Here is a 21,066-nt window from a genome sequence, read left to right as displayed (position 1 = left end):
TTGATTTCAGTTTTTTCTTTGTCAGTAAGGGTGTCAACAAGGAATATTACAAATTGTTAACCGAGTCTTGAAAGCCTTGTGCTACAAAGGTTTGAAATGTTAAGAAAGATGTGACTAAAGGACAGCTTAATAAGGGGGGTGCCGATAGGCGGGGGGATCTGATAGTTTTTAACGCCTACCTACTTAACCTAGAAAAACTTGGGCAATAGCTGCCCCGATTCTCACGGCAATCAATCCGAAAATGATACTAGCAACGGCAAAAAAAAGACTGAGAAAATTTTGCTGATTGCGCCAGAGAATCAAGATATCTAAACTATAGGTAGAAAAGGTGGTATAAGCTCCTAAAAATCCCGTTCTAACCATTAAATCTAGTTGGTGGGAATAAAAGGTAAAACTGGGTAAAATAGCCCAAAAAAAGCCGATAGCTAGACAGCCAGTTAAATTAATAATAAAGGTTCCATAGGGAAAGCGCAAGCCGAATTTTGCTTTTGTCCATTCGGTAATATGATAACGAGATAACGCCCCGGGAACCGCTCCGGCTACAATTGCGAAAACATCGTTCAAATCTGACATTGTCTCTAATTTTTTTGCTATCTTTGCCTAGGCTCTATGATAATTGATGCGGTTATCGATCGCATGGCCCATATTTTCAGGGGTGTTATTGTTGAGGACAACCCTCTGACTTTAAAATAAAGGGATGAAAATTCAACCGCGTAAACGTTTTGGACAACATTGGTTAAAAGATGAATCGATACTCGATCGCATCATCGGCGCTGCTAATTTACAATCCGAGGATCGGGTATTAGAAATCGGACCGGGTACAGGCATTTTAACCCGTCGTCTTCTCGATGGCGCTCAATTGGTTGTCGCTGTAGAAATCGATCGAGATCTATGGACAATTTTAAACAAAAAATTTGGCCAACAAGATAACTTTCATCTCATCCCGGGCGACTTTCTTGCCCTTAAACCGGAGCAACTGCCGCCGGTTAATAAAGTAGTGGCTAATATTCCCTATAATATCACCGGTCCGATTCTCGAAAAGCTGCTCGGTTCGATCGCCCATCCCTTCACCCCCCCTTACCAGAGTATTACCCTCTTAGTCCAGAAAGAAGTCGCCGAAAGATTAGTCGCTGTCCCCTCTACCAAAGCTTACAGCGCTCTCAGCGTCCGCATTCAATACCTTGCCGATTGTCAATGGATTTGTGATGTACCCCGGCGGGCCTTTTCCCCACCTCCCCAGGTGGATTCGGCGGTAATTCAGCTTTTACCCCGTGTTTTGCCGAATAATGTCAGCAATCCAGCCTTTTTATCCACTTTAATTAGCTGGGGTTTTGCCAACCGGCGCAAAATGTTACGCAATAATCTAAAAAATTGTCTAGATAGCGATCGATTAAGCCAAATCCTGACACAATTAGAGATTAATCCCCTCGCTCGCGCCGAAGACCTCAGTTTATCGCAATGGATTGACTTGGCGGAAAAATTAGGTCAATTGCCAAAATTTTAGATTTTTTTCCTTGACAAATGCACAGTTATACCGTTCTAGCCCCCGCTAAAATTAATTTATATCTAGAAATCGTTGGCGATCGCCCTGATGGTTTCCACGAGTTAGTGATGGTGATGCAGACGGTGGGATTATGCGATCGCATCACTCTCCGGCCCAACGGATTGCAGGAATTCCGCCTCTTTTGCTCTCATCCCCTCGTCCCCCAAGATAGCAGTAATCTCGCCCATCAGGCCGCCACTTTGATGGCGAAGGAATTCCCCCGCGTCTTTGCCAATTACGGCGGTATCGATATCACCATCGAGAAATATATTCCCGTGGCTGCCGGTTTAGCGGGGGGTTCCACCAACGCGGCGGCGGTGTTAGTCGGCATCGATTTAATCTGGGAATTAGGGTTAACCCGTCCGGAATTAGAAACTTTAGCGGCAAGATTGGGGTCCGATACTTCCTTTTGTGTGACAGGAGGAACGGTTATCTGTACGGGAAGGGGAGAAATTCTCGATCCTATCGCTCCTCTCACTGGATTATGGGTGATTTTAGCCAAATACGATCATTTATCCGTTTCTACACCCTGGGCCTACCAAAGCTATCGACAAAAATTTCAAGATACCTATCTGTCTTCTCCAGAGGACTTTCATCACCGCCGTCAGCAGGTGAGTTCCGGGGCTTTGGTACAAGCGATCGCCCAGAAAAAACCGGCCGCTATCGGCAAATTTATCCATAATGACCTCGAAAAGGTGGTTTTACCCGAATTTACCCTCGTAGCCGAGTTAAGACAGGTTCTAGGGGATTTAGGCGGCTTGGGAACGATGATGTCGGGATCCGGCCCGACGGTTTTTACCCTCTGTTCATCTCAGGAAGTGGCGGAAACTATCGTTAAAGAGGCCCGGGAAATTCTCGTCGCTCCCGATCTACAATTTTGGATAGCCCCAATCACCGATACAGGCATTCAAGTGACTTGAAAAAAGTCAAATTGACCGCTTTTACCAAGATAACCAAACTCGCGGAATAATTGCCTCTCGATCGCTCATTTCTCGCCTTAAAATTTGCCAAACCTGCTGAAACCATTGTCGCACTTCACCGCTAGAATTACCCCGATAACGACATAAAAGACCATCTCCTAAAGTGCTAGTAACTCCCATCTCTCCTTCTAGGGAAAAATCTCTCACTTTCTCAATTAAATTTCTGCCCACCGGTTGACCGATATAAACTAAAGTACCGATCAGGGCGCTATCATTTAAACCGGAAAATCCCTGGATCATTTTACCACCCAATAGGAAGGATCGATCGAGCCATAAAGGTTGTCCAGATCGCCAAATTTCCCAATTAGAGTGCCATTCTCCCGCTAAAAATTTCTCGCCTCGCGCACTGCGACCAAAACGGGTAATTTCCCATCCCAACCAACTGCTATTTTCCCCTAAATCCACTCGTAAATGTTGGCGAAATACCGCACCATTAAAGATAATTGTTTCTTGGGGTAGCCATTCTAACCCGGCATTGTCATCGATTTTAATCTCGATTAATTGTTGAGCCATCTGACCGTTACTCTGGTAAACTTTTCCAGCAGAAGCAGTGGTGATCAGGGCATTAGTAGCGGATTGGAGATGAATTTTTTGTTGAAGAACATCACCCCCAACTATTCCCCCCGCCGTGTGTAAAATCACCGTATGACAAAGATTTTTTCCTTCGGGATAAAAAGGTCTTTGTACTTTTAAAGGGGCGGTAGCATAGACGTGATTAATCTGGGTTGCGAGATTTTTTTGCGTGTAAATTAGTTCTAGGTTTCCCTGCCACATTATTTATTGATCCTCAGTCATGGTTTCTAGAAATTGCCGATAATTTTCAGGACTGAGATTAATTTTAACTTCTATTTGCTGTTCTTTATCCCTGAACAGTAAAATATATTCACTTTCCGCTTTTTTGCCGACCAGAAGAGGATTTTTTAGCTCGAATTTTTGATAAACCAGATGGGGTTTCGTCACCCGAATAACTAAACTAGCTTGGGATTGGGGATAAATGTCTAATTGCTCCTGTTCCCGATCTAAAATTAATTGTTTAGGTGTCATGCTTCTTTCGTCAGCAAAAGTTGATTTATGCCAATAGAGGGTAATCCCCCGAATTTGGGGCATTTGAATGCTAAATTTTTCATCAAAACCTTGCTGCTCCCAATTAATATCTTCCAGAGAGCCAGTATCGGGAATTAAACGCTGTTGCCAGAAGACTTCCTTAAGATTTAAATCTTGCCACCATTGGCTAATAATTTGGAAATTCTCCAGATTATCGGGGTGGGGATTGGCACTTTGCCAGAGGAGAGGAGTAAGCATTTTGGGGGAATTTTTGGGCTGGGAAAATCAGGTTAATAGTCTTCGCTGGAGTTAAGGGATCATTAATCTCAATTATCATCGATTCTTGAGCTGCCAATAGGGCTATGATATTAACTCTCGATCGCATTTTTATTTTATCCTAAATTATCGAGGGAAAAACTGCTAAAAGTGGTCTTCATCTGCGATCGCCAGCCACCAGCCCAGAAAACTGAGGGAAGATCAGATAGATTGGATATAATTAACTAATAAAGCCCTGTATGGTCCCAAAAACTAGAATTGTTTTAATATGAACCAGCCTAGACTATTATCTTTTACCCTCGATGGTTGGGGTGTGCTAGGTGGTCCAGTTTCCCTATCCCTAGTTAACCAAGTTGGGGTATTAGTGGGGAGAAACGGTGCGGGGAAATCCGCTATCCTAGAAGGATTTGAAGCCATCTCATCCTGTGCTATCGGTAGATCGATCGGCTCTCGGATGATTGATAGTGATAGCATTCCCTCAATTTTGCAGGTTGAAATTCTAACACCGACTAACCGGCGCTTAGGATACAGGTATGAGCTAATCATCCCCTTTTCTATGGACGATCTAGATACAGACATAGATGATACCACTAACGATAATTCCTTGGAAAATTCCTTTTCTTGGAATGATTATTGTCAGTATATTGATGGAGATCAAGAACTTCTCTGGAAAACCGAATTTGGACTAACAAGCTTTAATAATAATGGTGAGCCAATATTTGCTATTCTTGGCAATACTACCTCGCTGCGACAGTCAAATATACCTGGAAATTCATCGCTAAATTTACCTCCAGAAATGCAGTGGGTTTATGCTATTTTAAAAGGGATTCGTCTTCTTGGCAAAGCTCCTATCCGTCGCACATCAAGACGACAGCCTTCCTTATTAAAGGTGACAAGTAAGAAGATTTCTGCCAGTCGATTTGATCTAGCAGATACTCTAGCTCGGAGAATATTTCGTTGGGTGGGTACGGATGATTTTGATGAACTAGAAAATGTTTGTCAACGAATAAGACTTGCCAAGAAAATCACTGTGCAGAAGTTCGTTTTGAGTGAGCATTCTGGACAGACAGGCCAAGATAAAGACGAAGAGTACATCGCTTCAGTATTATTAGATGGAGTCAATATTGGATTACTCTCCGATGGCACATTGCGAGTTTTATCAATTCTTATCGAAATAATTGCTCACTATCCTAATGCAACAACCATAATTGAGGAGCCAGAAACACAAATACATCCCGCAATGTTAGCAAAATTATTAAATGAAATTAAATCCTATACTTGGGATGAAAATTTAATTATATCAACTCATTCACCACAAGTAGTAGCTTGGACAAAGCCAGAAAATATTAGCTTAGTTTATCGTAACCAGGGACGGACAAGTGTTAGGAAACTAGAAGAAGGAGAGATTGAAAAAGTTGTCGAGTACCTCTGTGAAGAAGGAGATTTAGGAGACTGGATTTACAGTGGTATTCTCGATGAGTAGTAACTTGATCGCCATAATTGCCGAAGATGAGACGGACTGCGATGTGTTTCGTCAAATTATCCATCGCGTGCTGGGGACAAATACTAGGACAAAATCTTGGGCATCTAAATCCTCTAGTACATTAAAGAGAAAACTGTCAGCAAAACTTAAAGTGATGACAAGGGAAGGATGTGATGCTTTTATCATTGTTCATGATTTAGATCGTAATCCCAAGAATAACTCTCTTAACGATGAAAAACAATTGCGAGATCACTTAGAATTAAGCTGTTCTAATATTAATGGTATCAGGAAATATATCTGCATACCAATAGAAGAACTAGAGGCTTGGTTTTGGTCTGATCCAGAAGTTGTTAAATATGTGGGACGAGGCAAGGGAAAAGCTCACCCAAACCCTCACCTAATTATCAAACCGAAAGAAGAATTGATCAAATTGTCAATCGGTGAAAATAGAAAACCCCGTTATAGTACCAACATGAATCTTGAACTAGCCCAAAAGCTAAATTTAGAACTTTGTGCCACTTGTTGTCCTTCTTTTAAAGATCTTCTCGACTTTCTGCAATCTCTGTCAAGAGGATAGCAAACCATTAACCCGTCCATCCCAGCCAAGAAACCTGCGATCACTGCTAACTTGACACTGTTCTAAACCCCAAAAAAGAGGGATTTTATGGTAAAATAGTCGTACAAATGGGCATATTTTGCACATCAAAAGGGTAAAAACCCGATTTTTAGCGAATTTACTCACAAAAACGCTTTTTTTGCCTTGTTATTGGAGTTAACCCCCCTATGACCGCCGCCCAGGATCATATCGTCCCCACAGACTTAAGCAATGAAATGTCCCGTTCCTACCTAGAATACGCCATGAGCGTCATCGTTGGGCGCGCCTTGCCCGACGCTAGGGACGGACTGAAACCCGTACACCGGCGCATTCTTTATGCGATGTACGAACTAGGATTAACCCCCGATCGCCCCTTCCGGAAATGCGCTAGAGTCGTCGGGGAAGTATTAGGAAAATACCATCCCCACGGGGATACTGCCGTTTACGATGCTCTCGTCCGCATGGCCCAGGATTTCTCCATGCGCGATCCCCTGATTAACGGTCATGGTAACTTCGGATCGATCGATAACGATCCCCCAGCAGCCATGCGTTATACCGAGTGTCGTCTGCACACCCTGGCCACCAACGCCCTACTACAGGATATCGAGTCAGAAACCGTCGATTTCGCCGATAACTTCGATGGTTCCCAACAGGAACCCGTGGTTTTGCCCTCTAGAGTCCCGCAACTGCTAATTAATGGCTCATCCGGCATCGCCGTCGGTATGGCCACCAATATCCCCCCCCACAACCTGGCCGAGATTATCGATGGAACCGTTGCCCTCATCCATAACCCCGATCTCACCGATACGGAATTACAGCGTTATATCCCGGGGCCGGACTTTCCCACCGGGGGGCATATCCTCGGTAGAGACGGTATTCAGGAAGCTTACACCACCGGCCGGGGTTCCATTACCCTGCGGGGAGTCGCCTCCTTTGAAACCATCGAACAAAGGGGAAGACCCGATCGAGATGCTATTATCATCACCGAACTGCCCTATCAAACCAATAAAGCGGCATTAATCGAAAAAATCGCCGATTTGGTCAATGATCGCAAAATAGACGGTATTTCCGATGTGCGGGACGAAAGCGATCGCGACGGCATCCGGGTAGTGATCGAACTGAAACGAGATGCCTATCCTCGCGTCGTCCTCAACAATCTTTATAAACAAACGCCCCTCCAGTCGAATTTTGGGGCGAATATGTTGGCATTAGTCGATAACGAACCGAGATTACTGACTTTAAGGGAGTTTCTCCGCGTTTTCCTCGATTTTCGGGTAGAAGTGATCACCCGTCGTACCCGTTATGAACTCCGCAAGGCCGAGGAAAGGGATCATATCCTTCAGGGTTTACTAATTGCCCTCGCTAGTCTCGATGCAGTCATTGCCCTGATTCGCAGTGCTGCCGACACAGCTAGTGCAAAAGAGGGATTAGTGCAGAATTTTGGCCTCTCAGAGGTGCAAGCGGACGCAATCCTACAAATGCAGCTGCGACGGTTAACCGCCCTAGAATCGGAGAAAATTCAGCAAGAACACGGGGAATTACTGACAAAAATCGGCGATCTTCAGGATATTTTAGCCAGAAAAGAACGGATCGACAGCATTATCGAGGAAGAACTGCAACAGATCAAAACGATTCACGCTACCCCGCGTCGCACTCATATTGAACAACGGGAAGGAGAAATCGCCGAAACTGACCTGATTGCCAACGAACAGGCCTTAATTCTCGTCACCGAACAGGGTTACATCAAAAGAATGCCCGTTAATACCTTTGAGTCCCAAAATCGGGCAACAAGGGGCAAAGCTGGGGCGAAAATGAAAGAAGACGACGGCATCGATCACTTTATCACCTGCCGCGATCACGATAGCGTTCTCTTTTTCACCGATCGCGGGGTTGTCTATAGTCTCAATGCCTATCATATCCCCACCGGTTCCCGTACCGCTCGCGGCGTTCCCATCGTGCAACTGTTAGAGATTCCCAAAGGGGAGAAAATTACCTCGGTGGTGGCAGTCAGCGAGTTCAGCGAAGATAATTACCTGATTATGCTCACACAAAAGGGATTTATCAAGAAAACCGCCCTCGCTGCCTTTAGTAATATTCGATCGAACGGTTTAATCGCCATTTCTCTCGAAGACGGTGATCAACTGCGTTGGGTTCGCTTGGCCAAAGAGGAAGACAGCGTCATTATCGGTTCTCGTCAGGGGATGGCCATTCATTTTAAGGCCGATAGTCAACAATTGCGCTCCTTGGGAAGGGCAACTAAAGGCGTAAAATCGATGAAATTGCGCTCAGGTGACGAATTAATTAGTATGGACATCCTTCCTAGTCAAATTGTCGCCCAAATCGCTGAATCTAACGAAGAAGAAACCGAGGACGAAAGCGAAGAAATTAACCCCGAAGTGGCTAATAATGGCCCCTGGGTGTTAGCGATTACCATGGCAGGACTGGGAAAACGGGTTCCCGTTACCCTCCTCCGGTTGCAAAATCGGGCGGGATTAGGAGTCAGAGTGATTAAATTCCGCAAAAAGAACGATAAATTAGCGGCTCTGCACGTTGTTAACCCCCACGAGGAATTTATGATTATCACCGAACGGGGTATTATTATCCGTCAATCCGTCGATGCTATTACTCCCCAATCGCGATCGGCCGGAGGTATCCGGGTACAAAAACTCGATGAGGACGATGCGATCGCTGCGGTAGCCCTAGTTCCCCCTAGTGATGCGGAGGAATCTGAAGACATTTAGATTTACTGGGAAGTGGGGTGTGGGGTGTGGGGAAGTGGGGAAATGGGAAAGTGGGGAAGTGGGGAAGTGGGGAAATTGAACTAAAACCCCAAAACCCCAAAACCCCAAAACCCCAACCCCCAACACCTAAAACCTGCCTCCTATCTCCTGTCTCCTGTTCTGAGGATTTGGGATTAAAACTGGAAAAAGTGCATTAATTGGGAGATTTCCTGAGCGTCTAGGGATAAACGCCCTTTAAAATCCACAATATTCTTAAATAATCCCTGTTCTTCTCTATTTTTAACAATGGCAGCTGCCAAATTATCGCTGATTAGGGGCAGGGTAGTTAACTGCTCGATCGAAGCGGTGTTAGGATTGATTTTAGGGGGTGCGAGGTGACTTTCCCGACTATAATAGGCAAATTCTAGAATCGGTTCCCAAGCTTTCAATCTAGCCACAGGAACACTCAAAGCAGCCGCTAGATCTTCAAGACAAAGCAATTCTACCCCCATACCCGACAATTCCACCAACATCCGCGCTTGATGGATGGATATCCCCGGCAATCGCAGCCAATCATCCACACCCGCTTGACTGACATTAATTTTAATGCCCAATTGTGCCGCCATAGCGATCTCATCGAGGGAACGAAAGCGATAATAGGGATCATTGCTAATTTTGGCTTTTAAAGGGTTAAAAGTGCGCCCTAACCAGTTTTGGGGTGTCATTATAGTAATTGTCGCCGTTTTTCTTCAAATTCGTACTCAGAAATTAATCCTTCTTGCCGGAGGCGCTCTAATTCCCTTAAAGCTGCCCCGATCGCCTCTACTTGTTTAGGCTCTAAACTGGGTACAGTGGCAGCAGCGGTGGCAGTGGGAAAATAGTTAGCCAAAAATTGGTTATCTTGGATTAAATACCACACTGCATCGATCGCGCAAGCCACCCGGGGAATCGGAGTTTGCCAGAGGAGAAGATAAATAATTCCCCAGAGAGGTTGACCGAGATAGAATTTATGAATACCAGCGATAGGAAAGGGTAAAGCGAGAATGCTGCCGATAAAAGCCAAAAAAATCGCTAATTTACGGCTTTTGGGCTTACTTAATAATTTTTCCACCAGAAGCATGACACCTGTTCGAGATTGATTTTAGCCTGATCTGGACTTTCTATCCTAAAATACTCTTTGGTTCTAACATAGGGATACGCGATGACTAGCAGAATCAAGGAAATCTTTCAGACAGGACAACCGGATCAATCCGTCACCGTGCAGGGTTGGGTGAGAACAAAACGAGAATTAAAAGAATTTACTTTCCTGGAAGTTAATGATGGCTCATCCCTGGCCAACTTACAAGTTATCCTCGAACCGACTTTACCCGATTATGAAAATGTACTAAAAGCAATTAGTACGGGAGCATCGATCGCTGTTTCGGGAAATTTGGTTCCTTCCCCGGGTAAAGGGCAAAATATCGAGTTAAAAGCGGCCGAAATCACCCTTTATGGTGACTGTCCCCCGGATTATCCCCTACAAAAGAAACGTCATTCCTTTGAATTCCTAAGAACTATTGCCCATCTGCGAGCAAGAACCAACACCCTAGGGGCAGTAATGCGGGTTAGAAACGCTTGCGCCACCGCTATCCACAGTTTTTTCCAAGAAAAGGGCTTTATTTGGGTACATACTCCCATTATTACCGCTAACGACTGCGAAGGTGCGGGAGAATTATTTACTGTCACCAGTTTAGATTTAAAAAAACCCGCCAATTTTGCCGAGGATTTCTTTGGTAAACGGGCCTATTTAACCGTCAGTGGACAATTACAAGCGGAAGTAATGGCCATGGCCCTATCTAATGTTTACACTTTTGGCCCGACTTTTCGCGCCGAAAATTCTAATACTTCCCGTCATCTGGCCGAGTTTTGGATGGTGGAACCGGAAATGGCTTTTTGTGACTTGGAAGGAGATCAGGATTTAGCGGAAGCTTTTCTCAAATATATCTTTAAATTCGTTTTAGAAAATTGTCCCGAAGATTTGCAGTTTTTTAACGAACGTATCGATAAAACGGTGTTAAGTACGGCCGAGAATATCGTTAATAGTGAGTTTGGCCGGATTACCTACAGCGAAGCGATCGAGTTATTAGAAAAAGCCGATCGTCAGTTCGAGTTTCCGGTAGAATGGGGCGTAGATTTACAGTCAGAACACGAACGTTATCTAGCGGAGGAACTATTTAAAAAACCCGTGATTGTCACCAATTATCCCAAGACGATCAAAGCTTTTTATATGCGTCTAGATGACAATAATAAAACTGTTTCCGCTATGGATATTTTAGCCCCCAAGATCGGCGAAATTATCGGCGGTTCCCAACGGGAAGAACGATTAGATGTATTAATCCAAAGAATGCAGGAACAGGGAATGAATCCCGATGATTTGTGGTGGTATTTGGATATGCGTCGCTACGGTTCCGTTCCCCACGCCGGTTTTGGTTTAGGATTCGAGCGTCTGGTACAATTCATGACGGGAATGACCAATATTCGCGATGTGATTCCTTTCCCCCGTACCCCTTTAAGTGCCGACTTTTAGGTTGATGTCTAGGATCGACAGGAGAAAGGAGGAATGTAAATATTTATTAAATTGTAGCTTAGGCTACAGACTTGGAGTAGAAAATGTTTGTTGTTTCACTGTCCCCCTCTACGTTCTTTGTCCCCTTTCTCCTGTAACAGTTCTTAATGGGTTTGTCTGAGTTTAGCCTGATTGATAATGATAGCGAGCTTGTAAAAAATAAACCTTATTTCCTGTGACTTTATAAACCAAACGATGCTCTAAATCGATCCGTCGTGACCAAGTGTCGGCAGCAATATACTTAAGAGGTTCGGGTTTACCCAATCCTGTAAACGGATCGCCATCCAAAATATCTGCCACTAAGTCTAAAATTTTATCGCCTTTTTTCGGTTCGTTCCGATACCACCAAGCTAAATCTGCTTTGAAATCAGGACTAAAAACGGGCAAATAACCATGAATAGGATTGTTTTGAGGTTTATCTGGCTTATTTTCTCTTTTAGGACTCAATTCCTAACTCCTCTTTCAATTCAGCTAATGTTTGAGGAGTTGCATCTTCTGTCTGGGTCCATGCTAAAGAGCGAAATAAGCGCTGGGCATTTTCTGGCGATCGCAATAAATAAACACACTCTAATAAACTGGAAAGCTCATCTTCAGCAATTAACGCCACATTTTTCTGATTGCGACGCTTAATGACGATAATTTGAGATTCGTCACACACCTGATCCAAGATACTGGCTAAATTCATCCTCGCTTGAGAGTAGGTGGTTTCTTTGCTTAACATGATTTTTAGGGGAGATTTGTACAACCTTATTGTACAATTTCAAGCTCTTGAACTCCCCAAAAACCCCAAAATCTGAAGGGAGGAGAATATAAAGATTTATAAATTTTAGCTGAGCATACAGCTGTGGGCAGGAAATTAGAACCAGAATTATATAAACCGAATTGGAGAGTTGTTTGATGAATAGCAAATTTACCCATAGTTTCTTGGGGATCTTCGCCATCGCTACCCTAGTAACGGCAGTTTTACCAAATCAAGTTCAAGCTTCTACAATAGTTCTAAACAGTGGCCAAGTGAGTGGAAATCCCGGAACACCAAGTCAAACAGATACCAACATTACCTACTGGACATTGGGAGTACCTGTAAGTCCACTGTCGCCTCCCTTCACCGCCGCTGATTTTCTCAAAGCGCAAGGGATAGGTTGTTCCGGCCTCGATATATGCGGTTCTGCCAAGGTAGTTGCAGATTTTCCCTTTGCTCCCCCTCCTTGGATTCCTTCTCTCCCAAGCGCTCCCAATGCGCGATGGATTAACTGGGAGGTCGGCCCGTCACCGACTTTTTATGGTTCTCCAGCAGCTTCGGTGCTGTATGCCTATCCTTTTACCATACCTGAACCAACCATCAACAACGCTGCGATCGAGATGTATTGGGCAGTAGATGATATTTTGGGAGAATTTATTCCAGGATTTCCTGATCCCAACCCCATTGGAGTATATATTAACGGTACTCCTCTTAGTAGTAGTTTCAGCGGTGCGGGTCGTTTTCCAGAATATTCTGCTTCCCAATCTGGAATTGAGGGTTTGTTAAACCCAGGACTAAACTGGCTTTATGTTTACCAAAGAGATGCTGGCGGCGCGTATAGCGGTACTATCTTCGGCGCACGTATCAGTGTTAATGTTCCTGAACCCAGTTCTATTATTGGTCTTGCAGCCCTCGGCACCCTCGGCGCTGGTGCAACCCTCAAGCGCCAAATAAAATCATCCAAACCATCAGAAAAAGAAACCACAAAAGTAGGCTAAATTGTCTCTAAAAATACCATCAATGCCCCTTCATTCAATCTTGAGGGGGTTTTATTGTATAATTGAGGGATGAGTAAACTAGATCAACTTACGCAATCTTGAGCTATAATCGGCAATGAGCTCGAATCCGAACAACGATCAGAAAAAACTCCTGATTGCTGAACTTAAAAAAGCAGCAATCAAACATACCCCAGAAAATATTATCATAATTACTCAAGATCCTAGCGGGAAAATTGTTTTTCTAGAAACTGGAAAAGCAGGTGACAAAGGTTCTGGATTGCTGCATATTCTAGAAAATCATCGAGAAGATTTTCTCCAGAGAGGTATTACTGAAGAACAAATTCCCGATTTAATTGTAACAGCTATTAGTGAGGGAAAAATTATTGGCATACAAGGAAAAAGTCGCATAATTTATCAAGTAGAAATCAATGGAATTATTCAGTATGTTTCTCTAGAAATTAGTCATAATGGTTACTTAGTGAGTGCTAATCCAACTCCAACTCGATTAATTAACAAACTTATTCAGGAATGATAGTTATGGCAATCAGAATCAAACTGTGGGCAGATTATGGAAGTTACCCAATTTGGGGAGTAGATGAAATTGATAACATTGCTCCTGAAGAATTGCCATTAAGTCAAGCAACTATTCAGCGTTTAAACGCATGGCAGGATACTTACGATAAGACTTTAAATCAAGACTATCCACCTTTATCAGATTTTCCTAATCAGCAAGCTGAAATGGATTTTAAACAAGAAGGAATTAGTTTATGGAAACAGTTACGTCTTGAACTGGCCCCGGATTATGAAGTTTTCTACCAAAATGAAGGTCAATTGTTCAGACATCCTAAGGAAATAACCAAAAAATCTACAGTACAAAAAATAACAGTTTGAGTATCATCACCTTCGGCTCTAGCGCAGCTTCAACCCTTAAGCGCAAACTAAAACCATCCAAACCATCAGAAAAAGAAACCACAAAAGTAGGCTAAATTGCTTCTAAAAATACCATAAATGCCCCTTCAATCAATCTTGAGGGGGTTTATTTTTTTCTTCATCAACAATCTGTAAAACACTGCTGTATAAAGGTGCAGCCACCCAAAATCCTGCTTGATTGATCAAAGCGTCTAGCAAGGGTTTCACCTCAGAGATTAACCCTCGATTCTTCGCCTCAACTAAAATGCCCAGAATTCCTGTGTATCGAAGATTAAGTCTAGCAGCAATTCTACGACCACGACGCTCATCAATCAAAACTTGATCTGCTCCCAACTCAAGTGCTAAAGCAATAGCCTCAGCTTCTCCCTTATCTAGTTCATCTGCAAGAGCTTTAATCACCGTGCGGTTAGTTACCGTTCGAGTTTGAATCCAATCTAAGGTTTGGACTTCTATTGAACCTGCTACCAGAAAATCAGGCTCAGTTAATTCTCGATAAACTGCTTCAGGAATAAAAACTATTTGGTAAAGTTGTTGTAGCAGATGAAGTTGATTAATGGCGGCAAGATTGTTGATAGGGGATGTATCACTGACAACAATCACAATCTTCCCATCTCCCGCAAGTTCTTAATATCCTGTTCAAAATCTTCGACATCGTAGTGTACCGGAATTTGACGACTTGCAAGTAGGTGTTGAAAAGCAATACGATTCATTCCTGCAAATCGACTCGCTTGAGCAAGGGTGAGCTTCTCTTTTTGAAAGAGCATGACCGCAATTTCCTGCCTCATCTCAGCTTCAGTCATGCGTGTTGCACTGAGAATTTCATCGGAGATATCAATACTCATGGCTATAACCCTATCTATCCCTTCCTATTGGAATGATATCATAACCCCCTTCATTTAGTCAGTTGAGGGGGTTTATTTTTTGCGTCTCTTCCCCTTACACATTTTACACATTAAGAATCGGTTTTATGCTATTGAGTTACCAAAGCCAATAGAAGAGGCTTTATTATCAGTTGCCAACTAAAACCCTCCCAATCCACTGAAAAAGAAACCACAAAAGTAGGCTAAATTGCCTCTAAAAATACCATCAATACTCCTTCAATCAATCTTGAGGGGGGTTTGTTTTTTTATATCTCTTTTTTGGCAATAGATGCTATAATGAAAGGCCACTCTTTAAGATTGCTTGCTCGATCGTGGACTTTGAGATTATCAGCGATATCACGAATATCGAGATTATTGCCACAGGAACAGGAATTCGTAATCGGGAACGGTTGCAAAAACAGTATGGCAAAGGTAAATGGAGAAAATTAAAGGGCATAGCCCAAGTTCAGCTTCCCAATGGTATAGTAAGGTTAGCTGAAGTCCATTGGTATGAAGCTCATGGCATCGGCAAAAAAGAATTTAAGCTCAAGTTACCCTTTCTCGATTGACCATGAAAATAGAGTCATCTCCAACAAATAAGTTCGCAGTTTGTCTCAATAATGAAGGCTACGAAGCTTCACTAGAAGTTGGCAAAATATACCGCGTTATCCCTGATGAGACAGCAGAAATAAACAGTCTAATTCGGGTTATTGATGAAAGTGGTGAAGATTACGCTTTTTCTGTGAATCGGTTTCATGCTATTGAGTTACCAAAGCCAATAGAAGAAGCTTTATTATCAGTTGCCAACTAAAACCCCCTAAATCCACTGAAAAATAAACCACAAAAGTAGGCTAAATTGCCTCTAAAAATACCATCGATGTCCCTTCATTCAATCTTGAGGGGGTTTATTTTTGGCATCTATTAATACTTCTAAAAATAAAAATTGTCAAACTTATTAATGATGTCTTGAATTTGCTGCGCTGTGATGTCTGTTTGGTCAGATTTGGCATAGATGAGGATCATCAAAACACAACTATTGTCTTTAAGTTGATAGATAACACGATAGCCGCTACTTTTGCCCTTTTGAATATCACTGTTTTTGAGGCGAACTTTAAAGACAGTGTAGCCTATTCCTGGTATTTTATCGCCGATGAATTTGCCTATCTGAAGGTCATCAATTAGGGGTTGTATATCAGTACGAATGCTCCGATAGCGTTTGGCGAGGATGCGAAGTCGATCCTTGAATTGATCGGAGAAAAGAAGCTTAATGGGGGGAATTTTTTCAGTCATCTATGCCATCCCACAGTTCAGAGATGGGATGTACTTGGCCCTCTTTAGCTTGCTGAAGAGAAATACAAAGACTGGTGAGGATGAGTTCTTTTGGTTCGTCGTCGGGGTCAGTGGGTGGAGTGAGGATATTACGCGATACTAGCAATTGGTAGAAATCATCGATCGCCATTCCCGTTAGTTCGGCTGCTTGTTCAAATTGAAGACGTTGCTGCTGATAGAGCATGATAGCGATTTCCGTGAGCATTTGAGCTTCAGTCATTTGGACTGTTTGCAGAAGTTCAGTAGGAAGGATGAGGCTCATAGAGGTTTCATTAAGTGGTGGTAACTTCATTGTATCGCCATTAAAAAGTAAACGACACAAGTAGGCTAAATTGCTTCTAAAAATACCATAAATACCCCTTCATTCAATCTTGAGGGGGGTATTTTTTTGCATTCGTCCCTCAAAAAATTCTCAGTGACACTAGAAAAAGGCGACAAACTCTGCTGGATTGATAATTGGAATCCCTTGATAAGTATTGAGAATTAAAAGATCGTTATCGCCTGTTATGATGTATTGTGCCATTCCAGACACGGCTAATTCTAAGAATTTATTATCATCTAAATCGGAACAAACTCTCGTTTCATGCAATATATCAACAAATAAGCTCCTATTTTTAAGAGACGACAAGAAATCTAACCTATCATCTTTTTCTAAATATTTGTCAAATTTCTTTTTACTTATTCTCGTTGCCAATTCTTGATAAGTTGCCTCGCTCTGGAGAATAGTAAATTGACTGACTGCTATATTGATTACTTTTTTGGGTGTTCCTAGGGGATTGAGTAAAGCACTAATAAAAACATTGGTATCTATAACAACTCGATTAGGATTCATCTACTAATAGTTCTGTTAGTTTATCTTCTGTCAAACCTTTAGCTTGAGCCTTTTTACCGACTTTATCCATAATTGAGATAAGACTTTCTGAATTTTCCTCAATCGTCAGATTAACTTCTTGTTCAGGAGAAAGACCTAACTGAGCGATTAGTGTAGGAATCTCCGATACCTTAATATTTTTGAGAACTTGTTTCATGGCTTAACTAGGTAACTAGGTGTATCTTCAACTTTCATTGTAGTTTATTTAATCACATTTAACAGTGTTACTCAAATCGTCCTCGACCTCTTCGCCACAACTTCAACCCTGAAGCGTAAACTAAAACCCTCTAAATCCACCGAAAAAGTAACCTACAAAATTAGGCTAAATTGTCTCTAAAAATACCATAAATGCCCCCTTAATTCAGTTAGTTGAGAGTGCGAGATGCAGGAACAGCAGCAGGCCGTCGAGAAATGATGTCAAATCCCGTCATACTTTATCTTTATTTCTGACCAGCTGCCTAGATAAATCAGAAAGTAAAAGTCGTGCGGATAGTACCGATAACTAAGGTGGAATTGTTATTATTTGAGTTAGGAGAAGTAATCACGATTACCCCCGGAGTCAGGGCAATATTATCGGTGAGTTTCCACTCATAAAATCCTTCGATATGAAAGGAAGTATCGGGATCATTAGTGGAACTACCATCATTTAATCGAATACTAGAACTAGACACCCAGGGCTGCATACCAACAATAATACCCGCCGTATTTCCTTCCTTAAATAAATCAGGAAAAGCCAAAGTTACCGCCCAATTCCAGATATCTAAATCCCCGCGTTCTAGTTGTCCATCTAAGGTGCTAAGGGTGACAGCTTTTGTGTAACCCCCCCAACCACCGAGGACAAAACCATCGACAATTCGCCAAGTAAATTGTAAACCCAAACTATTATTAATGGTCGGGACAGCCTCCCCGAATAGTTCTTCGGTGAAAAATCGGAAATTCGAGCGCTGACTTCCCGTTCCCGTATCTAATTGGTTATAACCATGAAAGTAGGATAAAGCAATGCCAAAATTATCGTTTGGAACATAACCCAGCTGCCCTAGGGCAGTATAGGAACCGTTAAATAAACCCGCACCCGGGTTAGGATCGTTAGCATCCCCAGCAAGATAACCGGCGCTGAATTGCAAAGCCCCATAATTACCCTGTAAACCGAGTCCAGTTTGTCCGGGAGCAAAATAAAGGGGATTGCGGGTACCAAAAGCGGAAAGCGCCCCACTAGCGCCATCTCCATCCAAAAAGTTGAGGGTATTGGTAAAGTCATCTTTAGCACCTCCCGTCGCTTCTAACCAGAGGTGGATATTTTCCGTTAGGGGGAAACTGTAGTTTAAAACTTCTAGCAATAAATCATTGCCGTCCGGTTGGGTAAAAGCTAAGGTACTTTCAAAAGTTCCGGTGGTATCGGCTAAATCGGCAATATTTCCCGTTGCTAGACGGGTATAGAGTAAATCTTTGCCTGTGAAGCTAGTATTTAATTCTAAACGGGCCCGATAACCAAAAGCTGGCACTTGGGGAATCCCTTCACCACCGTTTTTTTCTCCTGTGGCTACCCCATATAATGCCATCACCACTTCCCCAGTTAATTTAGTAGTGGTGGAAAATTGATTATTTTCCAGAAAAGCGACTCGATTTTCTAAGTTATCAACCCTTGCCCCTAATGCCGCTAATTCTGTCTCGAATTCGCTGACTAATCGCTTAATTCTGTCTAGATCTTCTTTTAATACCGCTACTCCTTCCTGAATCAATCTTTCTAGGGTATTTAAGCAAGCATTCAACCCGGCGGCAAATTCCCAACGAGTTAAAGCGCGTTCACCGCGAAAAGTGCGGTCAGGATAACCTACTATACAACCATACCTCTCCACGAGACTTCTTAAGGCCTCAAACGCCCAGGCGGTGGGAGAAACATCCCGCAATTGATTGACACTTGTTACCTGTGCCATGGGGTTACTAGAGAGGTTTTCGAGACTATTAGCCAGTACCGGACTAGAAAAACCCAGTAATATCGCTGCTGTTAGGAAATTTTGCTTGATTTTCATTGCTGTCTCTCACACCTATAAGAATGATTATTGTTCTCAGTATAATCAGGTTAGCAAACTTTTTCCAGTCTGGCACTATTGCGAATATTTTTCAAGTGCTATTTCAGATAAAATCTGAATTGCCCAGCATTTATTGGTTAAAATAAATCTTAAATGATAATAAAAGCAATAAGTAAATAATTTTATTGTTCCTACAAACAAGATAGAGACGCTGCTGACAGCATCTCTAAATGATTATTTTTGGTTCAATTGAGGATAAAAAAGGAGGTAACTAGCGCAATTCAGCGTTAAACTCGTTAAAAGAGCGTCGTTTTAACTCTACCGATTGCGATCGAGGTAAAAGATCAAAAACCTTTCTTAAGACATCATCCACATCTTCATATTTAACATTGCCCAAACCATCATAAACGACTTTACCCTGTTGGTCTAAAACCACCGTTTGGGGAACCCCACCGCGATAATAGTAACCCGGTTCATCGGCACGATAGGAAGACTTTAAGGGGATAGAATCGACACTAACGGGGATAATACTGGCGGCGCGACCGTAAAACTCTTGAAAACGGGAGACAATCGCCGCAAATCGCTTACAATCACTACTATCATCCAGATAATAGACAATAATAGCTGGAATTTTCCGTTGAAAAGTTTCTGCTAAATTTAAACGCGGTGGTACTAGGGAACCATTACCCGCATAGACCACAAAAATATTACCATCAAGGCGATCGTCATCGATCCCCGCATAGGCGCTAGGGGTTAGCCAAGGAGAGAAACTCGTCAGAGCAACAATGAGAAAGACAAGAAAGATCTGAAGACGCAGCCGATAACGAGATTTCATGATCAACAGGGTTAGAATATTAAGACAATTTTTAGTTTGACATACCCCACGCCGTAAACGGACGTGGATTCTTCTCGCATCACTGCTGAGAATTTCTGGCTCAACGAGTCCACTTGAATTAGATTCCTGGCGAAATCCCACCCAGAGGTGGTTCTCTCCTCAGACTTTCGCTCCCTTACAGAAGCCTGTTTTCGTATGCCCTACGATACAGTTCAAAACCTCTAAAATAATTGGTTTCTCTGGTACTTGACGCTTAGAGCTTTTACCTATAGGAGCATTCCCCTATAGAACCCCATAACTCTAGTTTTCAAGGTGCGTTCATCCTGCGATGACTGGGTTTTTTGAGCGGTTGCTTACCCGGCCCGCTATTCTTAATATCATACATCACATAAAGTCGCCCTAAAAGGGCGAGGCTTTAAACCCAATTTTTAGTGTAAAAAATCTTGTGACCTTCGAGCGCGATAATTCCCAAACCACCTCGCGAGTCATTGCCGCTAACTCGCGCTTTGCCAATACCTATTATGCCATTTTAGGACTACATCCGAGTGCCTCGGTGATCGAAGTACGACGCGCCTATCGGGAACTGAGTAAACGATACCACCCCGATACTACCGAACTCAGCCCCGAAGTGGCAACGGTTCAATTCCAGCGTCTTAACGAAGCTTATGCCACCCTGAGTAATCCCGATCGCCGTTCCCTGTATGATTTACAGATAGGTTACTCGCGCTGGAATGTCATCCAAACCATCCCCGATGGCGATGAACCCATAGCTAATCGTAGCGCCTATCTCGATCCGACTGATCGCCCCCTATCTTCGGGAGAGATTTTTGCTTTGTTTATCTTGGCACTCACCCTGCTCGGCTGCTTGTTACTGGCGGTGATTATTGCTATGCTTCGAGGAGAGAATGCTGTCACTGTAGCCCAATTATTTTTGATTTAGATGCGATGAAGATTCCCACTGCTGATACTCCCCTCTATAATCATCCCTTACCGGCGATCGAAGCATGGCTAGTTAAGTTAGGTTGTCGGAAAAATACCGAGAATGTCCACTGTTGGACTGTGGAAAAACCGACATGGAAAGCGGAAATCTGCCTCGATATCGAAGAAATCACCGTTCGTTACCTTCGGGCAGCCAATGACGGCAGTGACATCAATCGCGCTTTTAAATACTCCCTTAGTCGCCAAGATATCGAATCGGCGGTTTTTTCTGGTCCCTAATCATCGGCCA

Annotated in this window: 28 protein-coding genes; 13 read left to right on the top strand and 15 right to left on the bottom strand. The window is 43.0% G+C overall.

The window, feature by feature from the left end:
• Positions 1 to 183: 183 nt before the first annotated feature.
• Positions 184 to 573: a fluoride efflux transporter CrcB gene (crcB, locus tag IM496_RS20565; RefSeq protein WP_194017262.1), complete on the bottom strand. Its 390-nt coding sequence runs from the start codon at positions 571 to 573 to the stop codon at positions 184 to 186.
• A 124-nt stretch (positions 574 to 697) separates the two neighbouring features.
• Here crcB and rsmA point away from each other — a divergent pair, with 124 nt between their 5' ends.
• Together rsmA and ispE are read left to right on the top strand one after the other, a co-directional pair.
• Positions 698 to 1,504, top strand: a complete 807-nt coding sequence (gene rsmA / locus IM496_RS20560; RefSeq protein WP_194017260.1) for a 16S rRNA (adenine(1518)-N(6)/adenine(1519)-N(6))-dimethyltransferase RsmA — start codon at positions 698 to 700, stop codon at positions 1,502 to 1,504.
• Positions 1,505 to 1,521: 17 nt separating this feature from the next.
• Positions 1,522 to 2,463, top strand: coding sequence for a 4-(cytidine 5'-diphospho)-2-C-methyl-D-erythritol kinase (gene ispE / locus IM496_RS20555; protein ID WP_194017258.1), 942 nt, complete (start codon positions 1,522 to 1,524; stop codon positions 2,461 to 2,463).
• A gap of 21 nt (positions 2,464 to 2,484) precedes the next feature.
• Here the strand turns inward: ispE and IM496_RS20550 are convergent, their stop codons facing one another.
• Both IM496_RS20550 and IM496_RS20545 read right to left on the bottom strand, forming a co-directional pair.
• Positions 2,485 to 3,297, bottom strand: a complete 813-nt coding sequence (locus IM496_RS20550; protein ID WP_194017256.1) for an urease accessory protein UreD — start codon at positions 3,295 to 3,297, stop codon at positions 2,485 to 2,487.
• A gap of 3 nt (positions 3,298 to 3,300) precedes the next feature.
• Positions 3,301 to 3,825 carry a hypothetical protein gene (locus tag IM496_RS20545; RefSeq protein ID WP_287663096.1) on the bottom strand — a complete coding sequence of 175 codons (525 nt, stop codon included), beginning with the start codon at positions 3,823 to 3,825 and terminating at the stop codon, positions 3,301 to 3,303.
• A gap of 286 nt (positions 3,826 to 4,111) precedes the next feature.
• Here IM496_RS20545 and IM496_RS20540 point away from each other — a divergent pair, with 286 nt between their 5' ends.
• From IM496_RS20540 to gyrA, 3 genes are all read left to right on the top strand, one after another.
• On the top strand, positions 4,112 to 5,326 hold the full coding sequence (locus IM496_RS20540; protein ID WP_287663095.1) for an AAA family ATPase: 1,215 nt from the start codon (positions 4,112 to 4,114) through the stop codon (positions 5,324 to 5,326).
• Positions 5,319 to 5,903 (top strand): DUF4276 family protein, encoded by a 585-nt coding sequence (locus IM496_RS20535; protein WP_002777835.1) that lies wholly within the window; start codon positions 5,319 to 5,321, stop codon positions 5,901 to 5,903. The genes IM496_RS20540 and IM496_RS20535 overlap by 8 nt, the downstream gene beginning before the upstream one ends.
• A 206-nt stretch (positions 5,904 to 6,109) precedes the next feature.
• Complete coding sequence (gyrA, locus tag IM496_RS20530; protein WP_287663094.1) at positions 6,110 to 8,662, top strand: DNA gyrase subunit A; 2,553 nt, start codon at positions 6,110 to 6,112, stop codon at positions 8,660 to 8,662.
• A gap of 173 nt (positions 8,663 to 8,835) precedes the next feature.
• Here gyrA and IM496_RS20525 read toward each other — a convergent pair whose 3' ends face one another.
• Together IM496_RS20525 and IM496_RS20520 are read right to left on the bottom strand one after the other, a co-directional pair.
• A complete protein-coding gene (locus IM496_RS20525; protein WP_287663093.1) occupies positions 8,836 to 9,366 on the bottom strand; it encodes a ComEA family DNA-binding protein in 531 nt (176 codons plus the stop codon).
• On the bottom strand, positions 9,366 to 9,761 hold the full coding sequence (locus IM496_RS20520; RefSeq protein WP_002759086.1) for an NINE protein: 396 nt from the start codon (positions 9,759 to 9,761) through the stop codon (positions 9,366 to 9,368). Before IM496_RS20520 ends, IM496_RS20525 begins: the two co-directional genes overlap by 1 nt.
• Before the next feature lie 81 nt (positions 9,762 to 9,842).
• On the opposite strand from IM496_RS20520, the gene asnS reads away from it, so the two are divergent.
• A complete protein-coding gene (gene asnS / locus IM496_RS20515) occupies positions 9,843 to 11,207 on the top strand; it encodes an asparagine--tRNA ligase (protein WP_287663092.1) in 1,365 nt (454 codons plus the stop codon).
• Between the two features lie 162 nt (positions 11,208 to 11,369).
• Here the strand turns inward: asnS and IM496_RS20510 are convergent, their stop codons facing one another.
• Both IM496_RS20510 and IM496_RS20505 read right to left on the bottom strand, forming a co-directional pair.
• A complete protein-coding gene (locus tag IM496_RS20510) occupies positions 11,370 to 11,693 on the bottom strand; it encodes a Txe/YoeB family addiction module toxin (protein WP_079207250.1) in 324 nt (107 codons plus the stop codon).
• Positions 11,683 to 11,967: a type II toxin-antitoxin system Phd/YefM family antitoxin gene (locus tag IM496_RS20505; RefSeq protein WP_012264090.1), complete on the bottom strand. Its 285-nt coding sequence runs from the start codon at positions 11,965 to 11,967 to the stop codon at positions 11,683 to 11,685. The genes IM496_RS20510 and IM496_RS20505 overlap by 11 nt, the downstream gene beginning before the upstream one ends.
• Positions 11,968 to 12,143: 176 nt before the next feature.
• Here IM496_RS20505 and IM496_RS20500 point away from each other — a divergent pair, with 176 nt between their 5' ends.
• The 3 genes from IM496_RS20500 (at position 12,144) to IM496_RS20490 (ending at position 13,874) form a co-directional block, all read left to right on the top strand.
• Positions 12,144 to 12,983, top strand: a complete 840-nt coding sequence (locus tag IM496_RS20500; RefSeq protein WP_287663091.1) for a PEP-CTERM sorting domain-containing protein — start codon at positions 12,144 to 12,146, stop codon at positions 12,981 to 12,983.
• Positions 12,984 to 13,098: 115 nt separating this feature from the next.
• Positions 13,099 to 13,515: a hypothetical protein gene (locus tag IM496_RS20495; RefSeq protein WP_287663089.1), complete on the top strand. Its 417-nt coding sequence runs from the start codon at positions 13,099 to 13,101 to the stop codon at positions 13,513 to 13,515.
• A gap of 5 nt (positions 13,516 to 13,520) precedes the next feature.
• Positions 13,521 to 13,874, top strand: coding sequence for an immunity protein CdiI family protein (locus tag IM496_RS20490; protein ID WP_194014912.1), 354 nt, complete (start codon positions 13,521 to 13,523; stop codon positions 13,872 to 13,874).
• Positions 13,875 to 14,003: 129 nt separating this feature from the next.
• Here IM496_RS20490 and IM496_RS20480 read toward each other — a convergent pair whose 3' ends face one another.
• Both IM496_RS20480 and IM496_RS20475 read right to left on the bottom strand, forming a co-directional pair.
• A complete protein-coding gene (locus IM496_RS20480; RefSeq protein WP_287663087.1) occupies positions 14,004 to 14,513 on the bottom strand; it encodes a PIN domain-containing protein in 510 nt (169 codons plus the stop codon).
• Positions 14,510 to 14,755 (bottom strand): UPF0175 family protein, encoded by a 246-nt coding sequence (locus IM496_RS20475; RefSeq protein ID WP_002748168.1) that lies wholly within the window; start codon positions 14,753 to 14,755, stop codon positions 14,510 to 14,512. The genes IM496_RS20480 and IM496_RS20475 overlap by 4 nt, the downstream gene beginning before the upstream one ends.
• A gap of 350 nt (positions 14,756 to 15,105) precedes the next feature.
• Here IM496_RS20475 and IM496_RS20470 point away from each other — a divergent pair, with 350 nt between their 5' ends.
• Both IM496_RS20470 and IM496_RS20465 read left to right on the top strand, forming a co-directional pair.
• Positions 15,106 to 15,342, top strand: a complete 237-nt coding sequence (locus IM496_RS20470) for a hypothetical protein (RefSeq protein WP_004161776.1) — start codon at positions 15,106 to 15,108, stop codon at positions 15,340 to 15,342.
• A 2-nt stretch (positions 15,343 to 15,344) separates the two neighbouring features.
• Positions 15,345 to 15,584, top strand: a complete 240-nt coding sequence (locus tag IM496_RS20465) for a hypothetical protein (RefSeq protein ID WP_002751846.1) — start codon at positions 15,345 to 15,347, stop codon at positions 15,582 to 15,584.
• Positions 15,585 to 15,703: 119 nt separating this feature from the next.
• Here the strand turns inward: IM496_RS20465 and IM496_RS20460 are convergent, their stop codons facing one another.
• The 6 genes from IM496_RS20460 to IM496_RS20435 form a co-directional block, all read right to left on the bottom strand.
• The gene (locus IM496_RS20460; protein ID WP_194014917.1) at positions 15,704 to 16,063 is read right to left on the bottom strand and encodes a type II toxin-antitoxin system RelE/ParE family toxin; all 360 of its coding nucleotides are present in this window, start codon (positions 16,061 to 16,063) and stop codon (positions 15,704 to 15,706) included.
• Positions 16,056 to 16,394 (bottom strand): UPF0175 family protein, encoded by a 339-nt coding sequence (locus IM496_RS20455; protein ID WP_353737650.1) that lies wholly within the window; start codon positions 16,392 to 16,394, stop codon positions 16,056 to 16,058. The genes IM496_RS20460 and IM496_RS20455 overlap by 8 nt, the downstream gene beginning before the upstream one ends.
• A 129-nt stretch (positions 16,395 to 16,523) precedes the next feature.
• Positions 16,524 to 16,934, bottom strand: a complete 411-nt coding sequence (locus IM496_RS20450; protein WP_194014921.1) for a putative toxin-antitoxin system toxin component, PIN family — start codon at positions 16,932 to 16,934, stop codon at positions 16,524 to 16,526.
• A complete protein-coding gene (locus IM496_RS20445) occupies positions 16,924 to 17,130 on the bottom strand; it encodes a hypothetical protein (protein ID WP_002763776.1) in 207 nt (68 codons plus the stop codon). Before IM496_RS20445 ends, IM496_RS20450 begins: the two co-directional genes overlap by 11 nt.
• Positions 17,131 to 17,440: 310 nt before the next feature.
• Positions 17,441 to 19,003, bottom strand: coding sequence for an iron uptake porin (locus IM496_RS20440; protein WP_194014923.1), 1,563 nt, complete (start codon positions 19,001 to 19,003; stop codon positions 17,441 to 17,443).
• 271 nt (positions 19,004 to 19,274) lie between these two features.
• Positions 19,275 to 19,838, bottom strand: a complete 564-nt coding sequence (locus IM496_RS20435; RefSeq protein WP_194014924.1) for a thylakoid membrane photosystem I accumulation factor — start codon at positions 19,836 to 19,838, stop codon at positions 19,275 to 19,277.
• A gap of 445 nt (positions 19,839 to 20,283) precedes the next feature.
• Here IM496_RS20435 and IM496_RS20430 point away from each other — a divergent pair, with 445 nt between their 5' ends.
• Both IM496_RS20430 and IM496_RS20425 read left to right on the top strand, forming a co-directional pair.
• The gene (locus IM496_RS20430; RefSeq protein ID WP_194014927.1) at positions 20,284 to 20,778 is read left to right on the top strand and encodes a J domain-containing protein; all 495 of its coding nucleotides are present in this window, start codon (positions 20,284 to 20,286) and stop codon (positions 20,776 to 20,778) included.
• Between the two features lie 5 nt (positions 20,779 to 20,783).
• Positions 20,784 to 21,056 (top strand): DUF3143 domain-containing protein, encoded by a 273-nt coding sequence (locus IM496_RS20425; protein ID WP_052275248.1) that lies wholly within the window; start codon positions 20,784 to 20,786, stop codon positions 21,054 to 21,056.
• Positions 21,057 to 21,066: the final 10 nt, after the last annotated feature.

It is taken from the genome of Microcystis sp. M049S2, assembly GCF_020245625.1.
In the GTDB taxonomy this organism is placed as follows: domain Bacteria; phylum Cyanobacteriota; class Cyanobacteriia; order Cyanobacteriales; family Microcystaceae; genus Microcystis; species Microcystis ichthyoblabe_A.
Note: the sequence above shows the minus strand (reverse complement) of the source record. Positions and strands in the feature narration are given on the sequence as shown.

Excerpts from the sequence above, each read along its gene's own strand:
- crcB (WP_194017262.1), bottom strand. The coding sequence starts at position 573 with ATGTCAGATTTGAACGATGTTTTCGCAATTGTAGCCGGAGCGGTTCCC.
- rsmA (WP_194017260.1), top strand. The coding sequence starts at position 698 with ATGAAAATTCAACCGCGTAAACGTTTTGGACAACATTGGTTAAAAGAT.
- ispE (WP_194017258.1), top strand. The coding sequence starts at position 1,522 with ATGCACAGTTATACCGTTCTAGCCCCCGCTAAAATTAATTTATATCTA.
- IM496_RS20550 (WP_194017256.1), bottom strand. The coding sequence starts at position 3,297 with ATGTGGCAGGGAAACCTAGAACTAATTTACACGCAAAAAAATCTCGCA.
- IM496_RS20545 (WP_287663096.1), bottom strand. The coding sequence starts at position 3,825 with ATGCTTACTCCTCTCCTCTGGCAAAGTGCCAATCCCCACCCCGATAAT.
- IM496_RS20540 (WP_287663095.1), top strand. The coding sequence starts at position 4,112 with ATGAACCAGCCTAGACTATTATCTTTTACCCTCGATGGTTGGGGTGTG.
- IM496_RS20535 (WP_002777835.1), top strand. The coding sequence starts at position 5,319 with ATGAGTAGTAACTTGATCGCCATAATTGCCGAAGATGAGACGGACTGC.
- gyrA (WP_287663094.1), top strand. The coding sequence starts at position 6,110 with ATGACCGCCGCCCAGGATCATATCGTCCCCACAGACTTAAGCAATGAA.
- IM496_RS20525 (WP_287663093.1), bottom strand. The coding sequence starts at position 9,366 with ATGACACCCCAAAACTGGTTAGGGCGCACTTTTAACCCTTTAAAAGCC.
- IM496_RS20520 (WP_002759086.1), bottom strand. The coding sequence starts at position 9,761 with ATGCTTCTGGTGGAAAAATTATTAAGTAAGCCCAAAAGCCGTAAATTA.
- asnS (WP_287663092.1), top strand. The coding sequence starts at position 9,843 with ATGACTAGCAGAATCAAGGAAATCTTTCAGACAGGACAACCGGATCAA.
- IM496_RS20505 (WP_012264090.1), bottom strand. The coding sequence starts at position 11,967 with ATGTTAAGCAAAGAAACCACCTACTCTCAAGCGAGGATGAATTTAGCC.
- IM496_RS20500 (WP_287663091.1), top strand. The coding sequence starts at position 12,144 with ATGAATAGCAAATTTACCCATAGTTTCTTGGGGATCTTCGCCATCGCT.
- IM496_RS20495 (WP_287663089.1), top strand. The coding sequence starts at position 13,099 with ATGAGCTCGAATCCGAACAACGATCAGAAAAAACTCCTGATTGCTGAA.
- IM496_RS20490 (WP_194014912.1), top strand. The coding sequence starts at position 13,521 with ATGGCAATCAGAATCAAACTGTGGGCAGATTATGGAAGTTACCCAATT.
- IM496_RS20475 (WP_002748168.1), bottom strand. The coding sequence starts at position 14,755 with ATGAGTATTGATATCTCCGATGAAATTCTCAGTGCAACACGCATGACT.
- IM496_RS20465 (WP_002751846.1), top strand. The coding sequence starts at position 15,345 with ATGAAAATAGAGTCATCTCCAACAAATAAGTTCGCAGTTTGTCTCAAT.
- IM496_RS20460 (WP_194014917.1), bottom strand. The coding sequence starts at position 16,063 with ATGACTGAAAAAATTCCCCCCATTAAGCTTCTTTTCTCCGATCAATTC.
- IM496_RS20455 (WP_353737650.1), bottom strand. The coding sequence starts at position 16,394 with ATGAAGTTACCACCACTTAATGAAACCTCTATGAGCCTCATCCTTCCT.
- IM496_RS20450 (WP_194014921.1), bottom strand. The coding sequence starts at position 16,934 with ATGAATCCTAATCGAGTTGTTATAGATACCAATGTTTTTATTAGTGCT.
- IM496_RS20445 (WP_002763776.1), bottom strand. The coding sequence starts at position 17,130 with ATGAAACAAGTTCTCAAAAATATTAAGGTATCGGAGATTCCTACACTA.
- IM496_RS20440 (WP_194014923.1), bottom strand. The coding sequence starts at position 19,003 with ATGAAAATCAAGCAAAATTTCCTAACAGCAGCGATATTACTGGGTTTT.
- IM496_RS20435 (WP_194014924.1), bottom strand. The coding sequence starts at position 19,838 with ATGAAATCTCGTTATCGGCTGCGTCTTCAGATCTTTCTTGTCTTTCTC.
- IM496_RS20425 (WP_052275248.1), top strand. The coding sequence starts at position 20,784 with ATGAAGATTCCCACTGCTGATACTCCCCTCTATAATCATCCCTTACCG.